Source organism: Aquibium sp. ELW1220, from assembly GCF_030398385.1.
Taxonomy (GTDB): Bacteria; Pseudomonadota; Alphaproteobacteria; order Rhizobiales; family Rhizobiaceae; genus Aquibium.
Genome location: NZ_JAOAOQ010000035.1, coordinates 1 through 17,160, shown reverse-complemented (window position 1 = coordinate 17,160; position 17,160 = coordinate 1). Strand labels below are relative to the sequence as shown.

12 protein-coding genes and 4 pseudogenes are annotated in these 17,160 nt (G+C 64.8%); 12 read left to right on the top strand and 4 right to left on the bottom strand.

The genetic code is table 11. From position 1 onward, the window contains the following. The first annotated feature begins 4 nt into the window (after window positions 1–4). From N1F91_RS23770 to N1F91_RS23745, 6 genes are read left to right on the top strand one after another with little or no spacing between them, the layout of a single operon-like run. The gene (locus N1F91_RS23770; protein ID WP_289995910.1) at window positions 5–877 is read left to right on the top strand and encodes a branched-chain amino acid ABC transporter permease; all 873 of its coding nucleotides are present in this window, start codon (window positions 5–7) and stop codon (window positions 875–877) included. Beyond that, a complete protein-coding gene (locus N1F91_RS23765) occupies window positions 874–1,917 on the top strand; it encodes a branched-chain amino acid ABC transporter permease (protein WP_289995909.1) in 1,044 nt (347 codons plus the stop codon). Before N1F91_RS23770 ends, N1F91_RS23765 begins: the two co-directional genes overlap by 4 nt. Window positions 1,918–1,960: 43 nt before the next feature. Continuing rightward, a complete protein-coding gene (locus N1F91_RS23760) occupies window positions 1,961–3,160 on the top strand; it encodes an ABC transporter substrate-binding protein (protein WP_289995908.1) in 1,200 nt (399 codons plus the stop codon). A gap of 5 nt (window positions 3,161–3,165) precedes the next feature. Further along, the gene (locus tag N1F91_RS23755) at window positions 3,166–3,921 is read left to right on the top strand and encodes an ABC transporter ATP-binding protein (RefSeq protein WP_289995907.1); all 756 of its coding nucleotides are present in this window, start codon (window positions 3,166–3,168) and stop codon (window positions 3,919–3,921) included. 13 nt (window positions 3,922–3,934) lie between these two features. Further along, window positions 3,935–4,708: an enoyl-CoA hydratase/isomerase family protein gene (locus N1F91_RS23750; RefSeq protein ID WP_289995905.1), complete on the top strand. Its 774-nt coding sequence runs from the start codon at window positions 3,935–3,937 to the stop codon at window positions 4,706–4,708. Window positions 4,709–4,719: 11 nt separating this feature from the next. Continuing rightward, complete coding sequence (locus tag N1F91_RS23745) at window positions 4,720–5,688, top strand: D-2-hydroxyacid dehydrogenase family protein (RefSeq protein WP_289995903.1); 969 nt, start codon at window positions 4,720–4,722, stop codon at window positions 5,686–5,688. Between the two features lie 111 nt (window positions 5,689–5,799). Here N1F91_RS23745 and N1F91_RS23740 read toward each other — a convergent pair whose 3' ends face one another. Further along, on the bottom strand, window positions 5,800–7,890 hold the full coding sequence (locus N1F91_RS23740) for an ATP-dependent helicase (RefSeq protein WP_289995901.1): 2,091 nt from the start codon (window positions 7,888–7,890) through the stop codon (window positions 5,800–5,802). A 467-nt stretch (window positions 7,891–8,357) separates the two neighbouring features. On the opposite strand from N1F91_RS23740, the gene N1F91_RS23735 reads away from it, so the two are divergent. Together N1F91_RS23735 and N1F91_RS23730 are read left to right on the top strand one after the other, a co-directional pair. Beyond that, window positions 8,358–9,284, top strand: coding sequence for a sensor domain-containing diguanylate cyclase (locus N1F91_RS23735; protein ID WP_289995900.1), 927 nt, complete (start codon window positions 8,358–8,360; stop codon window positions 9,282–9,284). A 294-nt stretch (window positions 9,285–9,578) separates the two neighbouring features. Further along, window positions 9,579–11,186, top strand: coding sequence for a BCCT family transporter (locus tag N1F91_RS23730; RefSeq protein WP_289995899.1), 1,608 nt, complete (start codon window positions 9,579–9,581; stop codon window positions 11,184–11,186). Between the two features lie 94 nt (window positions 11,187–11,280). Here the strand turns inward: N1F91_RS23730 and N1F91_RS23725 are convergent. Continuing rightward, a pseudogene (locus tag N1F91_RS23725) lies at window positions 11,281–11,555 on the bottom strand (transposase); the annotation flags it as partial. Between the two features lie 48 nt (window positions 11,556–11,603). Between N1F91_RS23725 and N1F91_RS23720 the strand changes: the two are divergent. From N1F91_RS23720 to N1F91_RS23705, 4 genes and pseudogenes are all read left to right on the top strand, one after another. Next, window positions 11,604–11,732, top strand: a pseudogene (locus tag N1F91_RS23720) (transposase); the annotation flags it as partial. A 100-nt stretch (window positions 11,733–11,832) separates the two neighbouring features. Continuing rightward, window positions 11,833–13,248 (top strand): SH3 domain-containing protein, encoded by a 1,416-nt coding sequence (locus N1F91_RS23715; protein WP_289995898.1) that lies wholly within the window; start codon window positions 11,833–11,835, stop codon window positions 13,246–13,248. A gap of 663 nt (window positions 13,249–13,911) precedes the next feature. Beyond that, window positions 13,912–15,165, top strand: coding sequence for a caspase family protein (locus tag N1F91_RS23710; protein WP_289995897.1), 1,254 nt, complete (start codon window positions 13,912–13,914; stop codon window positions 15,163–15,165). Between the two features lie 146 nt (window positions 15,166–15,311). Continuing rightward, a complete protein-coding gene (locus N1F91_RS23705) occupies window positions 15,312–15,911 on the top strand; it encodes a hypothetical protein (RefSeq protein ID WP_289995896.1) in 600 nt (199 codons plus the stop codon). A 112-nt stretch (window positions 15,912–16,023) separates the two neighbouring features. Here the strand turns inward: N1F91_RS23705 and N1F91_RS23700 are convergent. Both N1F91_RS23700 and N1F91_RS23695 read right to left on the bottom strand, forming a co-directional pair. Then, window positions 16,024–16,272, bottom strand: a pseudogene (locus N1F91_RS23700) (ISL3 family transposase); the annotation flags it as partial. A 357-nt stretch (window positions 16,273–16,629) separates the two neighbouring features. After that, window positions 16,630–17,041: pseudogene (locus tag N1F91_RS23695) on the bottom strand (ATP-binding protein); the annotation flags it as partial. Window positions 17,042–17,160 lie beyond the last annotated feature (119 nt).

Below are 17,160 nucleotides of genomic sequence, written 5' to 3'. Positions count from 1 at the left end.
CGCGATGAACCTCTTCCTCGAGTTCAGCCTCATCGGGCTGGCGTCCGGCGGCATCTACGTCCTCGCCGCGCTCTCCTTCGTCATCGTCTACAAGGCGACCAACATCTTCAACTTCGCCACCGGCGAGATGATGATGTTCGGCACCTACTTCTTCTACCTCTTCGACACGCAGCTGGGTTTCGGCTGGGTTGCCGGGCTCGGGATGGGGCTTGTTTCCGCCGCGCTCCTGGCGCTCGCCATCGAGCGGACCATGCTGAGGCCGCTGCTCGGGCGCCCGCACATCGTGCTGGTCATGGTGACCTTCGGCGTCGGTTCGATCCTGCGCGGCTTCGCGGGCCTGTTCTGGGGACCGAACGTACGCCAGCTTCCCGAGATACTGCCCCGGAAACCCATATTCCTCGGCGACATCCTCGTCCCCGGCAAGCTCGCCTGGGGCTTCGTCACGGTCGGGGTCATCGCCGGGCTGTTCATGCTCTACTACAGGTACTCGCGCGCCGGCACCGCCATCCGGGCGACCTCGATCGACCAGGTGACGGCAGAGAGCCTCGGCATCAACATCCGCGCCGTCTTCCTGCTGGCCTGGGCGCTGGCGGGGCTGCTGACGGCGGCGTCGGGCATCATCACCGCGTCGGTGAACGGCGTCACGCCGCAGCTCGGCCTGGTGGCGCTCAACGTGCTCGCCGTCGTGATGCTCGCCGGGATGACCAGCGTCGGCGGCGTCGTGATCGCCGGCCTCTTCGTCGGCTGGATGGAAACGATCGTCGGCGCCTATCTCGGCGCCGCCTGGCAGAGCTTCATTCCCTACCTGGTGGTGCTGGTCGTGATGTTCGTCAAACCCTCCGGCCTCTTCGGCGAGCAGAGGGTGGAACGGATATGAGCGCCCAGGTCTCCGCCGCGCCCGCGGCGTCCTTCGGCCGGAAGGCTCTCGATCCGCGGATCGAGCTCCTTTCCTGGATCCTGCTCGTGCTGGCGATGGTCTCCGTGCCCCTGTGGGGCTCGGTCTATGCCGTCTACATGGCCTGCCTAATCGCCATCAACGTCATCGCCACCGTCGGCCTCAACATCACCGTCGGGTATGCCGGGCTGCTCTCGATCGGGCATTCGGCCTTCCTCGGGGTCGGGGCCTACGCGAGCGCGCTGATGTGGCTGCATCTCGGCACGCCGCTCGCCTTCAACCTGGTCGTGGGCGCGGTCTCCGCCTTCGCGGTCGGCCTCGTCTTCGGCATTCCGGCGCTTCGGATCAAGGGCGTCTACCTGGCGATCGCGACGCTCGCGGCACAGTACTCGCTCTACTTCGTGTTCCAGCAATGGACGTCGGTTACGGGCGGCGACCGGGGGCTGTCGCTGCCGAAGATCGACGTGTTCGGCTACGGCGACACGGGCTTCTACTATGTCGTCGCCTTCGTGGCCCTCGTCGCCACGCTGGCGGCGCGCAACCTGTTCCGCACCAGGATCGGCCGCTCCTTCATCGCGGTGCGCGAGAAGGACTATGCCGCGCAGGTCCTCGGGATCAACGTGGTCGTGACCAAGCTCGTCGCCTTCGGCATCGGGGCGGCCTATGCCGGCGTCGCGGGGGCGCTGCTCGCGGCCTTCCTGCGGATCGTCAATCCCGACCAGTTCACGCTGGTTTCCTCCGTCTTCTTCCTGGCGGCCGTGGTCGTCGGCGGACGCGGCTCGATACTCGGGTCGATCCTCGGGGCGCTGTTCATGACGATGATGCCGGACCTCCTGCGCGAGGTCATCGCGCATTTCAGCAGCGAAGGGGCCGATCTCGCAAGCCTCCTGTCGCCGGTGCGGGAGATCGCCTTCGGACTGCTGATCGTCCTTTTCCTGATCTTCGAGCCGCGCGGCCTTGTCGGCTTCGTCGACCGCGCGCTCGGCCGTGCCGAAAACGTCGAGGCACGGCAGGAGCACTGAAAAGCCACGGACGAAACCGGAAACGAAAATGGAGGAACGCGCAATGATGAAGATAGTGAGGAGACAGGTACTGGCCCTGGCCGGCGCCGCGGCGCTCGCCGGCGCTGCCGGATTTGCCCACGCGCAGGAAGGCGACCTGAAGTTCTGGGTACCGCTGCCGCTCACCGGTCCGCTGGCCGTCACCGGCCAGGCCCAGCAGGTCGGCTGGCAGCACGCCGTCGACTGGATCAACAAGGAAGGCGGCGTGAAGGGACGCAAGATAGCCATCGAGTTCTACGACGACGAGTACAAGGTGGAGCTCGGCGTCGCAGGGTTCAAGAAGGCGGTCGCCGATGGGGACGTGGTCTTCTCAGGCGGCGACGGGACCCCCTTCGTGCGCGCCATCTCGCCCGAGAACAACGAGACGTACAAGGTCCTGATGTCGTCCACGGGCGCAGCGTCCGATCTGGTCGACACCGCGAGGTACCCGCTGCACTTCCTCGTCGGCTCCAACTATTCCGACCAGATCCGGCAGCTCTTCGGCTACATCAAGAGCAAGGGCGCGGGCAACAAGGTCGCCATCGTACACTCGGCCTCCGAGTTCGGCCGCGATCCGCTGGAGAACGCCCGCAAGTACGCCGCCGACATGGGCATCGACATCGTCCTCGAACAGGAGACGAAGTTCGTCGAGGTGGACGTGACCTCGCATGCGATCCAGGTGCGCCAGGCGCGGCCCGACTACGTGATCTTCCACGGATACGCCGCAAACGTCTGGCCCGAGATCGTCAAGCTCCTGCGCGACTACGGCGTCGAGGCGCAGATGATGGGCACGATCTTCGGCTCGCATCCGGACGTCGTCTCGACGGTCGGCGAAGCGGCCAACGGCTATCTCGGCACCGTGACCGTCAACCTCCTGACGGAGCAGACCGACACGCCGATGATGAACATCGTCGACGACTACCTGAAGACATGGACCGACAAGCCCTACACCGGCTACGCCAACATCGGCTACATGCAGAGCTGGGCGACCGCGCTTCTGCTGCGCGAGGCCATCGGCTCGGCCATGGACAAGAAGCTGGAGCTGAACGGCTCCAACCTCATCGCCGAGATGGCCGCCATAAAGGACTTCGACGGCGACGGGGTGTTCGGCGCGCCGATCGCCTTCGAGAACAACCGCATCCCCTACGGCGTGCTCTACCGCTACAACATCGAGGGCGGCAAGCTGACCGTGACCGAGGAAACACCCTGGGGCCGGATCGAATAGAGCCCATGACCGCAGCGCTGGAAATCTCCGGACTGAGCGTCCTCTACGGACAGGCTATCGAGGCGCTGGACGGCGTCTCGATCACCGTCCCCGAGGGAGGCTTCGTCGCCTTGCTCGGCGCCAACGGCGCCGGCAAGTCTACCACCTTGAAGGCGATTTCCGGCCTGCTGCGGTTCGAGAACGGCCGCGTCGCCCGCGGCACAATCACCTATCGCGGCGACGATGTCGCCGCGATGCCCTCCTACCAGCTTGCCCGCAGGGGAATCCTGCACGTGCGGGAAGGCCGCTTCGTGTTCCCGACGATGACCGTAGAGGAGAACCTCGAGGCGGCGCTGTTTGCGCGCGGCAGCCGGGGCCCGGCCCTGCGGCGTCGCGACTACGACGAGGTGTTCCACTATTTCCCCGCCCTCAAGGCGCGCGCTAAGTCGCAGGCGGGCTACCTTTCGGGCGGCGAGCAGCAGATGCTGGCGATCGGCCGTGCGCTGTTCGCGCAGCCCGAACTCCTCATGGTCGACGAGGCGTCGCTGGGGCTGGCGCCGAAGATCGCGGCCGACATCTTCTCCATCCTTCACGCCATCAACCGGGACCGCCGGCTGTCCATCCTCGTCGTGGAGCAGAACGTCACGCTCGCGCTGCGCCACGCCAGCCATGGCTACGTTCTGGAGAATGGCCGCGTTGCGGCTGACGGGCCGTCGCAGAAGCTGCTCGACCGCGACACGCTTTCCCGGCGCTATCTAGGCGGCGGCGCCGACGTTCACTGAAGGAGGAAACGCCATGGAACTTGAGACCCTCAGGCTCGAGGTCGAGGACGGCATCGCGGTCGTCACGCTCGCGCGCGCGCCGGTCAATGCACAGAACCGGCGCATGCGCGAGGAGATGATCCGGGTCTTCGACAGCCTGTCGGACCGCGACGACGTGCGCGTCGTCGTCATGACCGGCGAGGGCAGGACCTTCTGCGCTGGCGCCGACATCAAGGAGCGGCGCACGATGGTCAGGGAGCCGGGCGACTACATCAGCCACAACCGCATCACCCGCGAGTGCTTCTACGCGATTTCCGACTGTACCAAGCCGGTCATCTGCGCGGTCAACGGGCCGGCGATCGGCGCGGGCTTCGTGACCATGCTCTACAGCGACATCATGATCGCCTCGGAGGACGCATGGTTCAACATGCCCGAGATAGACGTCGGCCTCGCCGGCGGCGGAAAGATGATGATGGAGCACCTGGGACGCTCCTGGGGCCGGCTGCTCTACTTCACCGGACGGCGCATCACTGCCGCCGAACTGCACAGGCTCGGCGTCATCAGCGCCTGCGTGCCGGGCGAGAGGCTGATGGAGGAGGCGATGGGCATAGCCCGCGAGATCGCGGCAAAGAGCCCCTACGTCGTCAAGGAAATCAAGCGCGGCTTCCAGGCGGCGGAGCAGATGCCGGTACGCGACGCCTATCGCTACGAGCAGACCATCACGCACGCGCTGTCGACAAGCGCCGCGACCCGCGAGGCGCAGGCCGCCTTCGTGGAGAAGCGCAAGGCGGATTACTCCGGAACGTGAGGGGGCCTTCGATGCCGATGTACCGATGCGCCATCCTGGACGACTATCAGGACGCCGCCCTTGCGGCCGCAGACTGGCGATCGCTCGGGAACGACTTCCATGTCGAACGGATGCGAGATCACATCGGCGACCGGGACGAGCTCGCGAGCCGGCTCGCGGCGTTCGAGGTCGTGGTTGCCATGCGCGAACGCACGGTCTTCGATGCCGGACTGCTGTCACGGCTGCCGACGCTGAAACTGCTGGTGACCACGGGAATGGTCAATGCGTCGATCGACCTGCCTGCGGCCCGGCGTCAGGGGGTCACGGTCTGCGGCACGCGGGGATCGGTCGGGCCGGCGGCGGAACTCGCGTGGGGCCTGCTGCTTTCGGTGATGCGCGGCATTCCCGCCGAGAACGCCAACTTCCATGCCGGAGGCAGCCAGTGGCAGCTCGGCGTCGGGCGCGACCTGATGGGCAGGACGCTCGGCGTCGTGGGGCTCGGCAAGCTCGGCCAGCGGGTAGTCCGCTACGGCCAGGCCTTCGGGATGGACGTGATAGGCTGGTCCAGGAACGTCACCCCGGCGCGCTGCGCCGCCCTCGGCATCGGCTTCGCGCCGACCCTGAACGACCTGCTGGCCAGGGCCGATGCGGTGTCTCTGCACCTGACGCTGAACGAAGGCACCCGTGGCATCGTCGGGGCCCCGGAGCTCGCGGCCATGAAGCGGGACGCGGTCATCGTCAACACGTCGCGCGGCCCGCTGATCGACGAGGCGGCGCTGGTGCGTGCGCTGCGCGAGGGGAGGATCGGAGGCGCAGGGCTGGATACCTTCGACGAAGAGCCCCTCCCCCCCGACCATCCTTTGCGGGGGATGCCCAACGTCGTCGCTACGCCGCACCTCGGATACGTCACGGCGGAGACCTATCGCATCTATTTTCAGGACGCCGTGGAGGACATAGCCGCCTGGGCTGCCGGAACCCCGGTCCGGGTGCTGGCCGACTGAGTCCGGAGTGCGGGTCCCGACGTGACCGGCAGCCCATCGGATGCTGCCGGCCCCCGGAATCGGCTCCCCGATGTGCGGATTGACGTCGTTCTCGCCCTTCCGTTCAGGACCTCACCGCCACATGCCGCGCATCTTCGCCTTCAGGTCGATCCGGACCTCCGGCACAGGTGGACGGCCTTTGGATACGGCCGACGCCAGGGGCCAGGATGTCCTTTCGAAGCGGTCGAGGACATGGTCGGGTATGAACCGCGTGCGCGAGGCATAGACGTGGCGGTCGCCACGCGAAGCCTGCCCGTGCACGAAGAAGCGCTGCGGCGTGATCAGGTGCAGCGAATCCTTCGCACGCGTCATTGCAACGTATAGCAGTCGCCGCTCCTCCTCGATTTCCTCCCTCTCGCCTGTGGCGAGGTCTGACGGAATGCAGCCGTCGACTGCGTTGAGCACGAACACCTTGGCCCATTCCTGCCCCTTGGCGGAATGGATGGTGGAGAGGATGAGGTAATCCTCGTCACGGTGCGGCGGCCCGGCCTCGTCGCTGGTCGCGTCCGGCGGGTCGAGCGTGAGGTCCGTCAGGAACCGTTCGCGCGACGGATAGCCCGCCGCGATCTGCTCCAGCGTCAGGAGGTCGGCGCGCCGTGCGGCGGGATCTTCGTGCAACCGCTCCAGATGGGGCTCGTACCATAGCCGCGCCTGTTCCAGGTCGGCCGGCCATGCGGGCTTGGCGCGCAATCGCGAAAACAGCTCGACGAAGCCCGGCCAGTCCGCTTCAGCGCGCGCCGGCGGCCTGAAGAACCGCAGCCCGAGCACCGGATCGAGCGCACGCTGCATCGCCTCCACCGCAGCACCGGCCGCGGACGGCCCAATTCCCTGCATGATCTGCAGGACCCGGAACCCCGCGACCCGGTCGCGCGGGTTCTCTGCAAGTCGCAGTGCGGCAAGGATGTCCTTCACGTGCGCGGAATCGAGGAACTTCAACCCGCCGAACTTCACGTACGGGATGCTGCGCCGCGTGAGCTCGACCTCCAGCGGGCCGGAATGATGCGATGCGCGGAACAGCACCGCCTGATGCTTTAGGAGCGTCCCGCTTTCGCGCTCCCGGAGCACCTCCTCGCAGACATGCTCGGCCTGCCCGGCCTCGTCCCGCACGGTGACGAGCTGCGGCTTTTCGAAAGAGCGCCGGTCCGTCCAGAGGTCCTTCGTGAACCGCTCGGATGCCTCGCCGATCACGGCATTGGCTGCGGCAAGCAGCGCGTCGGTCGAGCGGTAGTTGCGGTCGAGCGTGACGATCTCCGCGGGCTCGCTGAACAGCTTTGGAAAGTCCAGGATGTTCCTGACTTCCGCCGCCCGGAAGGAATAGATCGACTGGGCGTCGTCGCCGACCACCGTCAGGCCTCGTCCGTCCGGCTTCAGGGCGGTAAGGACTGCAGCCTGCAGGCGGTTCGTGTCCTGGTACTCGTCGACCAGGATGTGGTCGAAGCGGCCGCCCAGGTGCAACGCGATCGCGGGCTCGGCGCACATCTGCGCCCACCAGAGCAGAAGGTCGTCATAGTCGAGCACGTTCTGTGAATGCTTGGCCTCCACGTAGCCTGCAAACAGCGTCTTCAGCTCCTCCGCCCAGCCGACGCACCACGGAAAGCTCCTGGCCAGCACCGGCTCCAGTTCGGCCTGCGCGTTCACCACGCGCGAATAGATGGAGAGGCAGGTGGCTTTGGTCGGGAAGCGGCCCTCGGTCTTCGAAAGCCCGAGCTCGTGCCGGACCAGGTTCATGAGGTCGGCCGCATCCTCACGGTCGTGGATGGTGAACGCGGGATCGAGACCTATCTCGGGAGCATAGTCCCGCAGCAGCCGCGCGCCGACCGCGTGGAAGGTCCCGGCCCAGGTGAGGCCTTCGGTCAGGACGGCGGCCTTGTCGCCCATGACCTCGGCAGCGATCCGCTCGACACGCTTCGTCATCTCCGCCGCCGCGCGGCGCGAGAAGGTCATCAGAAGGATCCGGCGCGGATCGACGCCCTTGACGATCAGATGCGCGACCCTGTGAGCCAGCGTGTTGGTCTTCCCCGAGCCCGCGCCGGCGATGATCAGCAGCGGCGCCGCGACAGCGCCGTCGCCATGCTCGACAGCGGCCCGCTGCTCCTTGTTCAGGCGAGCGAGGTATTCCTTCGGCTCTTCCACGGGCGGCGAATCAGGTATCCGGAGGTCCATGGGCCGAATGAACTCCGTTTCCGTTTCGTTCGCAACTCGTAGAAAAGTGATCCCGGCCGGTCCGAGACGTCGGCTGTTCGTGTCCTTGCGGGGGGCGTGTCCTGAAAGCGGTCGCCGGCGTCATCTCCCCGCAGCGCACCGCCCGCGGGGTCGTCATCGGCACTGCCCGTGACCCACCCGTTCCGCAGTTTAGGTTGTGAAGTCAACGGCCTCCGAAACCCGGCCGCGAGGTCGACTCTTGGCTCTGGCTGGCCCCCGGGGTGCGCCCGGAGAGCCGCTCGCGCTCAAATTGCGCGATCGACAAGGATGAAGAGGCCCGGGTCGGGGAGTAACGGTTACTTTAGTGGTTGGCGCTACAACTGAAGCTAGCATGCAAGGAGCTGGCGTCGGGAGGCTGTCCGAGAATGCGATCACCCAGCAAGCGCGCGGAGCACGCCTTCGCTGTCCGGCTTATCTAATACCTCGTCGTGCCCACGTTCGTGCTCGACCCGGGCGGCCGCGTCATCATCTGGAACCGGGCCTGCGAGCAGCTTACGGGCGTAAAGGCATCTGCCGTGATCGGGACGAAGGACCATTGGTCCGGTTTCTACAGCGGGCCGCGGCCGTGCCTGGCTGACCTGGTTCTTGAAAGGAAATCCGGCGAGCTTCTTTACGAGCAGGTCGAAAGGCTAGGTCGGGACCGCACCGGGCTATCTGCCGAGAACTGGTGCGTGATGCCGCACCGCGGCGAAAGACGTTATCTTGCGATCGACGCCGGCCCCATTCACTCCGAAACGGGAGAGCTGTTGGGGGTCGTGGAGACACTCAGGGACATAACCGTCCAGCATGAGGCGCAACAGTCGCTGATGGCATTGGCAAGTCTGGATGGCCTGACGGAACTGGCCAACCGGCGTACCTTCGATCAGACCCTCGAAACGGAATACCGCCGCACACGGCGCGCGGGTCATCCACTGTCACTGCTGATGATCGACATCGACCACTTCAAGATGCTCAACGACCATCTTGGCCATCAGGCGGGGGACGACTGCCTGAAACGGGTTGCATCAATCCTGAAGGGTGAAGTCCTGCGGCCGGGAGACTTTGCAGCTCGTTATGGAGGCGAAGAATTCTGCGTCATCCTGCCGATCACTTCCGTACAAGGCGCGGAGGTTGTCGCTGCCCGCCTGCTCGAGACGATCCATTCGCTTGCGGTCCCCCACCCGCGCTCGCCGTTCGGTCGGGTGACGCTCAGCATCGGGATATCCTGCGCGCACGGCAAGAGGAACGCAGCAGATCCGGATGACCTCGTGCGGCTTGCGGACCAGGCCCTTTACCGCGCCAAGGATGACGGCCGAAACCGCTTCGCCACTGCCCCGGTTTCAATCACCGGCCCGGTCCACGCGCGCGCATCGTAGGCGCACGGAAGCCGCGCGGACAGGCAGGTCTGCAACCCGGCGATCAACATAAGAGCGCGTACTGCCTCATCCGGGAATGTTCCTGAGGTGTCGTGTCGTGTGGCCCCGGCTCGACGCCCCGGAGAGCCTTCGTGCCCTTCGGCCCGCGCCGGCTGCGGAAATGCCGGTGTGGCGCGCGTGAATGCGGCGGCCAGCAAGGGCGAAAGGCGCGCGCTGAACGATTCTCCGCCAGCAGCGTTACTCGCGCGGAAGCGCGCGCCAGCCGGCCGGCTGACCCAAGCGGGGATGGCACATATGGAAACAATCGTCCGACGTCTGGGTTTGCGCACGGACCCGTTCATCTTCCTCGGCTCGGCCGGGCTTACCCTGGTGTTCGTGCTCGCGCTGGTCATCGCGCCCGGTCCGATCGGAAGTGCCTTCGCCGACGGCCGGGCGTGGATCGTCACGCATCTCGGCTGGTTCTTCATCCTCGGCGTCAATGTCTGGCTGGGCTTCCTGATCTGGGCGGCTTCCAGCCTGCACGGCCATATCCGGCTGGGCGGGCGCGACAGCCGCCCGGATTATTCCGATCTGTCGTGGTTCACGATGCTGTTTGCCGGCGGTATCGGCACGGTTCTGATGTTCTGGGGCGTGGCTGAGCCGATCAGCCATTTCTCCCGGCCGCCGCTGTCTGGCGTCGCGCCCTTCAGCCAGGAGGCGGCGCGCGACGCGATGGCCGTCTCGATCTATCATCTGGGCCTGCACACCTGGACGATCGTCACGCTGCCGGGGCTCGCCTTTGCCTATTTCATCCATCGCTACGACCTGCCGGTGCGCGTCAGCTCCGTTTTCTACCCGCTGCTGCGGGAGGGCATCCACGGCCCCGTCGGCAAGGCCATCGACATCGCGGCAGTGCTGGGGACGCTGTTCGGCGTCGCCGTCTCGCTTGGGCTGGGTTCCTCGCAGATCGCGGCCGGCCTGTCGGCGCTGTTCGGCGTCGACGACAGCGTCCCGCTGACCGTCGCGATCCTGGCCGTGCTGACGGTCGTGGCCGTGATCTCGATCGTGGCGGGGCTCGACAAGGGCGTGAAGTTCCTCTCGAACCTGAATATCGCCTTGGCGGTCGCCCTGATGCTCTTCGTGCTCGTGGCAGGATCGACGCTGTTCCTGTTGCGGGGCATCGTGGAGACGATCGGGATCTATCTGTCGAACCTGCCCCGGCTGGCCTTCTGGAACGACATGCTGGCCAACAACGACCCCGATGGCGACGGCTGGGGCTGGCAGGGCGGTTGGACCGTGTTCTACTGGGCATGGACCGTCACCTGGTCGCCCTTCATCGGCATCTTCGTGGCGCGCATCTCCAAGGGCCGCACGATCCGAGAATTCGTGTTCGGTGTGCTTTTCGCGCCGTCGCTCTTCACGCTGGTCTGGTTCGCCATCTTCGGCTGGCAGGCGATGCAGTTCGACGGCATCGGCCTGGCGCGCGAGGCCCTGGGCGAAAGCGCCGGCACGATCAGCCGGGCGGTGGCCGAGTCCGTGCCGCTTGCGATGTTCGCCTTCTTCGACAACCTGCCCTTCGTGCAGCTGACGCAGGGCTTCGCCATCGTCATCGTCGCCATCTTTTTCGCGACCTCGTCGGATTCGGCCTCGCTGGTCATCGACATGCTGTGCACCGGAACCGAAGAGCCCGGCCCGGTGCGCCAGCGCGTCTTCTGGGGCGTGTCGGAAGGACTGGTCGCCGCGATGCTGATCGTGCTGGCCGGCGAACTCGGCCTTATCGCGCTTCAGCAGGTCATCACGGTGGTCGGGCTACCCATCTTCTGTCTCGTCTTCATGATGATCCCATCTCTCATCAAGGGATTCCACCTCGAGGACATCGACCACGTAACGGTCGGCAAACGCCCCGAACTGACGGAGTTCTGATAAGCGCGGAGGTATACAGTGCCAAGTCCGACGCCGCCAGCGACAGACTGACTAAACCCGGCGGCCTGCCCGCGGCACAGGCTGAGCGCCGGATGCGGCGCGGCATCGCGTCGGCCTGCCGAAGCTCCCGGTTCTCCCGTTCCAGGGCATTGAGCTTCGCGGCCATGTCGGTTGGCACACCGGCCCGCTTGCCGGCATCGACCTCGGCCTTCTTCACCCACTCGTTCAGCGTCTGGCCCGTGCAGCCGATCTTGGCTGAGATCGAAAAGATCGCCGCCCACCGCGACGGATGTTCATGCTCGTGATCCAGCGCCAGCCGCCGGCGCGCTGGCGCACTTCCGGAGAAAACTTGTTCGTTGTCTTGCTCATGATGGCTCCACCTACTCAGGAGTTGGAGCCTCCGGCAAACCCGGGGCGGTTCACTTCCTCCGGGACGCGCTTGATTACCTGCCCAAAAAACATCGCGACGACTGCCTGCAGGAACTGCGCTGGCTCTACGACCGCCGCGATCTCGCCGAGGCCAAGGCCGATCTCGTCGCCTGGCTACTCAATCGGCTCGGAAACGGGGCTCTGACGCAATCTCGATGGTCAGTCGGCACCGATCAGCCTTGTTGCAGGAGGTCGAGATTCCGCAACCGGACATCTGTTGCTCGACAACTTCATCCTGGCGACCCATTATGTGGGGGTAGTGAACCAGGGTGCAGAGATGAAGTTCACAAGCGGTTGTGTCCTGCTACTGTTATTGCTCTGCGCAGGCACTGCGTCTGCGGCGACCCTGAAATCTTCGGCGTTGCCTGGTTGCGATTATGAACTCGTGGGCGATATCACCACCGCCGACGCGGAGAAAGTCGAACGGATAGACACCGAGGTCGATGGTGGGGTCACACTTTGCCTGAACAGTCCCGGTGGCAGCGTGACCGGGGGCTTGAAGCTCTTCGAGCTCCTCCCGCGGAAGAACATTACCACTCGCATTCCGCCAGATTGGGTCTGCGAGTCGGCTTGTGCGGTAGCCTTTATGGCGGGGCGGATCGAAACCGGCTTGGGGATGGGCATCGCCCATGCGTATGCCGGACACTCGATGGAGCCGGGCGGGACGCTCGGCTTTCATGCGCCGGGCCTGAACCTGCCTACCGACAGGCAGTACTCCGGAGAGGAAGTCGACGCGGCCTTCCGCATCGCACTCACCGCGGCCCAGCGCTATTTCCGCGCCAGCCTGACAGAAGAGGGCGAATGGCGCGCCTTCAACGAGTACCTTCTTGCGCGCATACTCGAAACGCCCGCCGACAGCATGTATCGAATAGAAACCGTGGCAGACGCGGTGCTCGGAGGCATCAATCTTAGTCAGGTACGACTGCCGGCGCGAGTGGGTGATGCGGAGATCGCTAACCTGTGCGATGCAGCATTCATAGTCCGTGGGCCACTTGTTTACCGCGTACCGAAGTCGACAGCTATCGAATCTTACCGGCGTGTCCGAAACGAAGGGGAGTTCAGCGACGAAGACCGGGCATTCTTCCGCACAGTTTCGACGCAAAGCCAGAACGGACGGATCGTCGGGCGCGTCGGGGGCTATGACGTACGGTCGGCCACAAGGGCGACAGGTTGCGAGGTCACGTTCGATCTCGTCCATCTCGAAGAGAGCTACGTATTCTCCCATTGGCTGGCAAATGGTGCTGAGATAAAGCTGATCACCTATGACCGATGGGACGATTCACATCCGCAGGATTGGTGGCGCCTGCCTGAAATTGAGGTCAATACATTCTGGGTGCCGCTCTGGTATCTCTACGCACCCGAGACCCCGCTTGTAGCTCTTTCTCCCGGAGGGACTGGGGAGCCGGCGGCGCCTTCAGCCGGCTTTGAGGCAACCCATGTCGTGGAGTCGCTCGACACCGGTTTCTTGAACCTTCGGCAAGGTCCTGGCAACGACGAGCCGGTGATTGCGCGGATGGATCATGGCGTTGCCGTCGCCGTCGGAGAACTGAACGCGCGCGGATGGGCGAAGGTGACATTGCAAGACGGGCGGCGCGGATGGGCTTACGCGCGGTACCTGGTGGCATCCGATTGAGGCCCACGGCGGCTCCGTGCCAGCCAAGGCTGATCCAATTTCGGACCTCCGATCAGTCCTGCGGGTGCAATGCGAGGCGTGCATTGCTGCTGTGGCGGGGGTAGCCGGTCATCTCGAATCACCGCTTGCCCTTGTTGGCGCAGAACCGACGAGCTCGAATGCCTCTTCTTCGAAGCGCCCCTCCAACCGGTAGGTCTGAGGGGACAGTTGGACCTGAAGATCCTCGCCTTGCCCTGGCAGCACGCTGGAGCACACGTTCCCTCGAACAGCAACGCTCGGGCATGGACCATCCCCGCAAAAATTGGCTTTGATGCAGAATAGCAGTGCTGCGCGCAGGGGTGCAGGATGTCCAATCAGGAAACTATTCGTTCTTCGAGGCACGCCACGGCGATAGCGCGCAGGTGCAGGAAAATGCCGTCCACATCGCAGTGAACATGCTCGGTGAAATCGACGGCCCTGACGCTGCCGGTCGTAAGCGCGCACGAATGCGATGCGAACCAGATGCCCTTGCAAACGGCACCTCCCGACGGCGCATCGTCTGGTAGACGAACTCGCGATCAGGGTCCGCCGCATGACCAGGTTGCCTTGCATGGCGACTCCGGGCGATAACTTCCAACCTATGTGGGTCCCGAGCCGGCTGGCCGAAACTCCAGGGGGTGGAAGATGGGGGAATCGATCCGGGTGCACGGTTCCGGTTTCGGGATGTGGGCGAGGCGATCGCTTTGGCTTTGTGTGATGATCGCTGCCGCGATGACGCTTGCTGCGAAGGCGCAGGCGGCACGCTTCGCCCTAGTGATTGGAAACAGCGCTTATGAACAGGCTGGTCGGCTTCCCAATGCCCGCAACGACGCCGACGTACTCGCCGCCGCGCTCAGGCAGGTAGGCTTCGAGGTCGAGCTTATGCACGACCTCGACCAGGACGAAATGGGCGATGCGCTCGACCGGCTTGCCGACCGCGCGCCGTCTCTGGAGGCCGCCCTATTTTACTACGCCGGCCACGGCATCCAGCACGAAGGACGCAACTACCTGCTGCCCGTGGACGTGCGGCTCAAAAGCGAGCGCGCGATCGAGCGGGAGGCGATCAGCCTCGAGTCGGTGCTCTCCGCGCTCGAGGAGGCACCTCTGAGCCTCATCTTCCTCGACGCCTGCCGCAACAATCCGTTCGCCGACGCGCTCGCCCAGGATGCCATTGCCGCCGGACGAGGCGCGCGCGCGCTACAGGGGCTGGCGGTAGTGCGCACGCTCGGCGACATGCTGATCAGCTATGCCACGCTGCCGGGCTCGGTCGCCTATGACGGCGGCTACGGCAATTCACCCTATGCACGCGCGCTCAACCGTCATCTCGCCACCCCCGACATCGAGGTGTCGGTGCTGATGAAGCGCGTCACCCGGAACGTAATGGAGGAGACCGGCGAAAGGCAGCGTCCACAACAGCTGTCCCAGATGCAAAGCGAGTTCTACTTCGTTCGCTCGGCGCACCAACCCGCCCTGGTCGACCGGGACCCGACGCTCTTTTCCGCCTATCCCGCATCCGTGACGACGGGTGACGAGGTCGCCCTTTTTGCGGATGTCCCATCCGGCTGCGATCCGGCATTTTTCGACATATCGCCATCGCGGCAAGTGACGCCGATTCCGAGTCACTTTTTTAGGACCTATGGTTTGTCGGGCGGCAACATCCGATTCGAGGTTTCGCCCGGCTCACGCTATGGCCTGGTGGTGCAGGAGGACGACGAACGCGGGACCCACCAGATTGGCTTCTTCTGCGAGTCGTCCGGCGCGCTCGACTCCGAGGCAAAGCTGCGGCTTGTCCAGTCGCTTTACCGCCGCCTGCAGCAGAAGGAATATTCGGGCGCGTTTGAGACCGGCCTAGGCCAAGCAGTCCTGTATCACTTCACCTCATATGAGATTCGTGATTGAAGGGGTACAGGATCGCGCGCTCCAGGCTTTGCCTGCGAACTGGAATTGCGCTCAGATGGTCGCCTTTCCGAAGGGTAGGGGCCGTGCGCTAACGGCGTCCGATCCGCGCCGAACTGCAGGCACGGCATGTAGGAGAAGACTGAAGGATGAGCGGACGCATAGCGGTTGGTGGATTGGTGGCGGTGTTATGGGGCTTGTTCCCGTCGACGGCGCTCGGTCAATCGTCGCTGTCCCTCGATGATTTTGGCGTTTCTCCGATTGCGCCGCGGACACCCGCCCAGCGTTTAGAGGCCTGCCTTGGCGACCCGTCCGCCTGCGCGCGCCAGGGGCAGAAGCGCCTGGAACTGTCGATCGAGAATGTCGTCAATCTCGGTATCGTTGACCGCCAGCCCGGAATGCCACAGCCGGCAAGTGGCGGCGCAACGGCGCGCAGCATCAAGGCGCTGCCCTCCATCGACATGAGCGCCTATCTTGTCGGGGAAGCGCCCGAGCGAACGCGCCGGGCCGAACTCGGTGAGTTGTCGGCGCTGCTGGCGCGCGAGGAATTGGCCGGCTATCGCGTGTCGATCGTGATAACGGGCGCAGACGACAGAAACAGCGCAACTGAGCGTGCCAAGGCGCTGGCAGACGCGATTTCAGGAATGTCCGGTGTCACCGAGGGCCGTGTCACGGTTAGCGAGGCTGGAACTGCCCCGGAACCCGCGGGAGAGCCGCGTCTGACGCTGGTGCTGATCCCGCTCGATTAGGTCATCCCAAATTGGTCGCGGCTCGTTCGCGAGCTCTTGTGCCCTTCAACCGACTGTGTGTTCCGGCGTGGAATAAGGGCTCTGACGCAGTCTTCTGATCAAGCGGCACGGATCAACTCGCTTGCAGGAGATCGAGCTTCCCGCGACCGTGCATCTGGCGCTTCACCAGCTTGAGCTTGGTGATCTGCCCTTCGGTCTGGCCGTTGGACCACGGCTCCTTGATGGCGGCAGAGACGGCTACGCGGTCGAGCAGGATGCCGCCGGCGAAAGACACGACCAGGCTCTGGCTGGCCTCCGTGATCCAAGCGTCCAGGTCGCCCGCGGACTTCGTCCGGATCATGGCCTGGAATCTGTCGATCAGACGTGGGCCTCGACCAGCATAGGCACGTCCGCGACAGCAGAGCGGGCATAGCCGACGCTCGGCAGCCGACCGTACTGAAACAACCATCATCCCTTCCTCCTCGGCGGCACTCTCGACAAGCAGCCCGGCCGGGATCAGAGACGGCAAACGTAGTATGCTCGCCATGACGCTGGTTCCCTTCGTGAAGCAGCGCGAGTCGGGCACGCAAAATCATCAGATTTGGGTCAGACCAGAAACGAGACTCTGGATAGGCGCCCAAAAGGGGACCCCTTCGTAGGGAGCGACATTCAGCGCTCGCCGGGCGGAGCTGGTCCGGGTTGCTCAGCTCGGCGGGCGCGGATCGGTTGGACGGGATAATCAGGCGCGGTTCTTGAAGCGCCAGGATTCGTTGCCGCTCCCGATGATCTCGCAGCGATGGTTGAGCCGGTCGAGCAGAGCGGTGGTCATCTTGGCGTCGCCAATGACAGCGGGCCATTCTCGGAAGGCGAGATTGGTGGTGACGATGATCGAGGTCTGTTCGTAGAGCCGGATGATCAGGTGGAAGAGGAACTGGCCGCCGGCCTTGGGCGAAGGGGAGATAGCCCAGTTCGTCGAGCACGACGAAGTCGAGGCGGGTCAGGTAGTCGGCGATGCGTCCCTGCTTGCCGGAGCGGTGCTCGGTCTCGAGCCGATTGACGAGATCGACCACGTTGAAGAACCGGCCGCGGGCGCCACTGCGTATGAAGGCGCGGGCGATCGCGATGGCCAGATGCGACTTGCCCGTGCCGGTTGATCCAGTCACATACTGCCCAGTATCAGGGTGAGGCAACGATCTACTATCGGTTTCACCCGCGCTATGGCGAGCGCTTTCAGATTGTTCGGTGCCATCGGTTCCGTGGCGCCAGGATG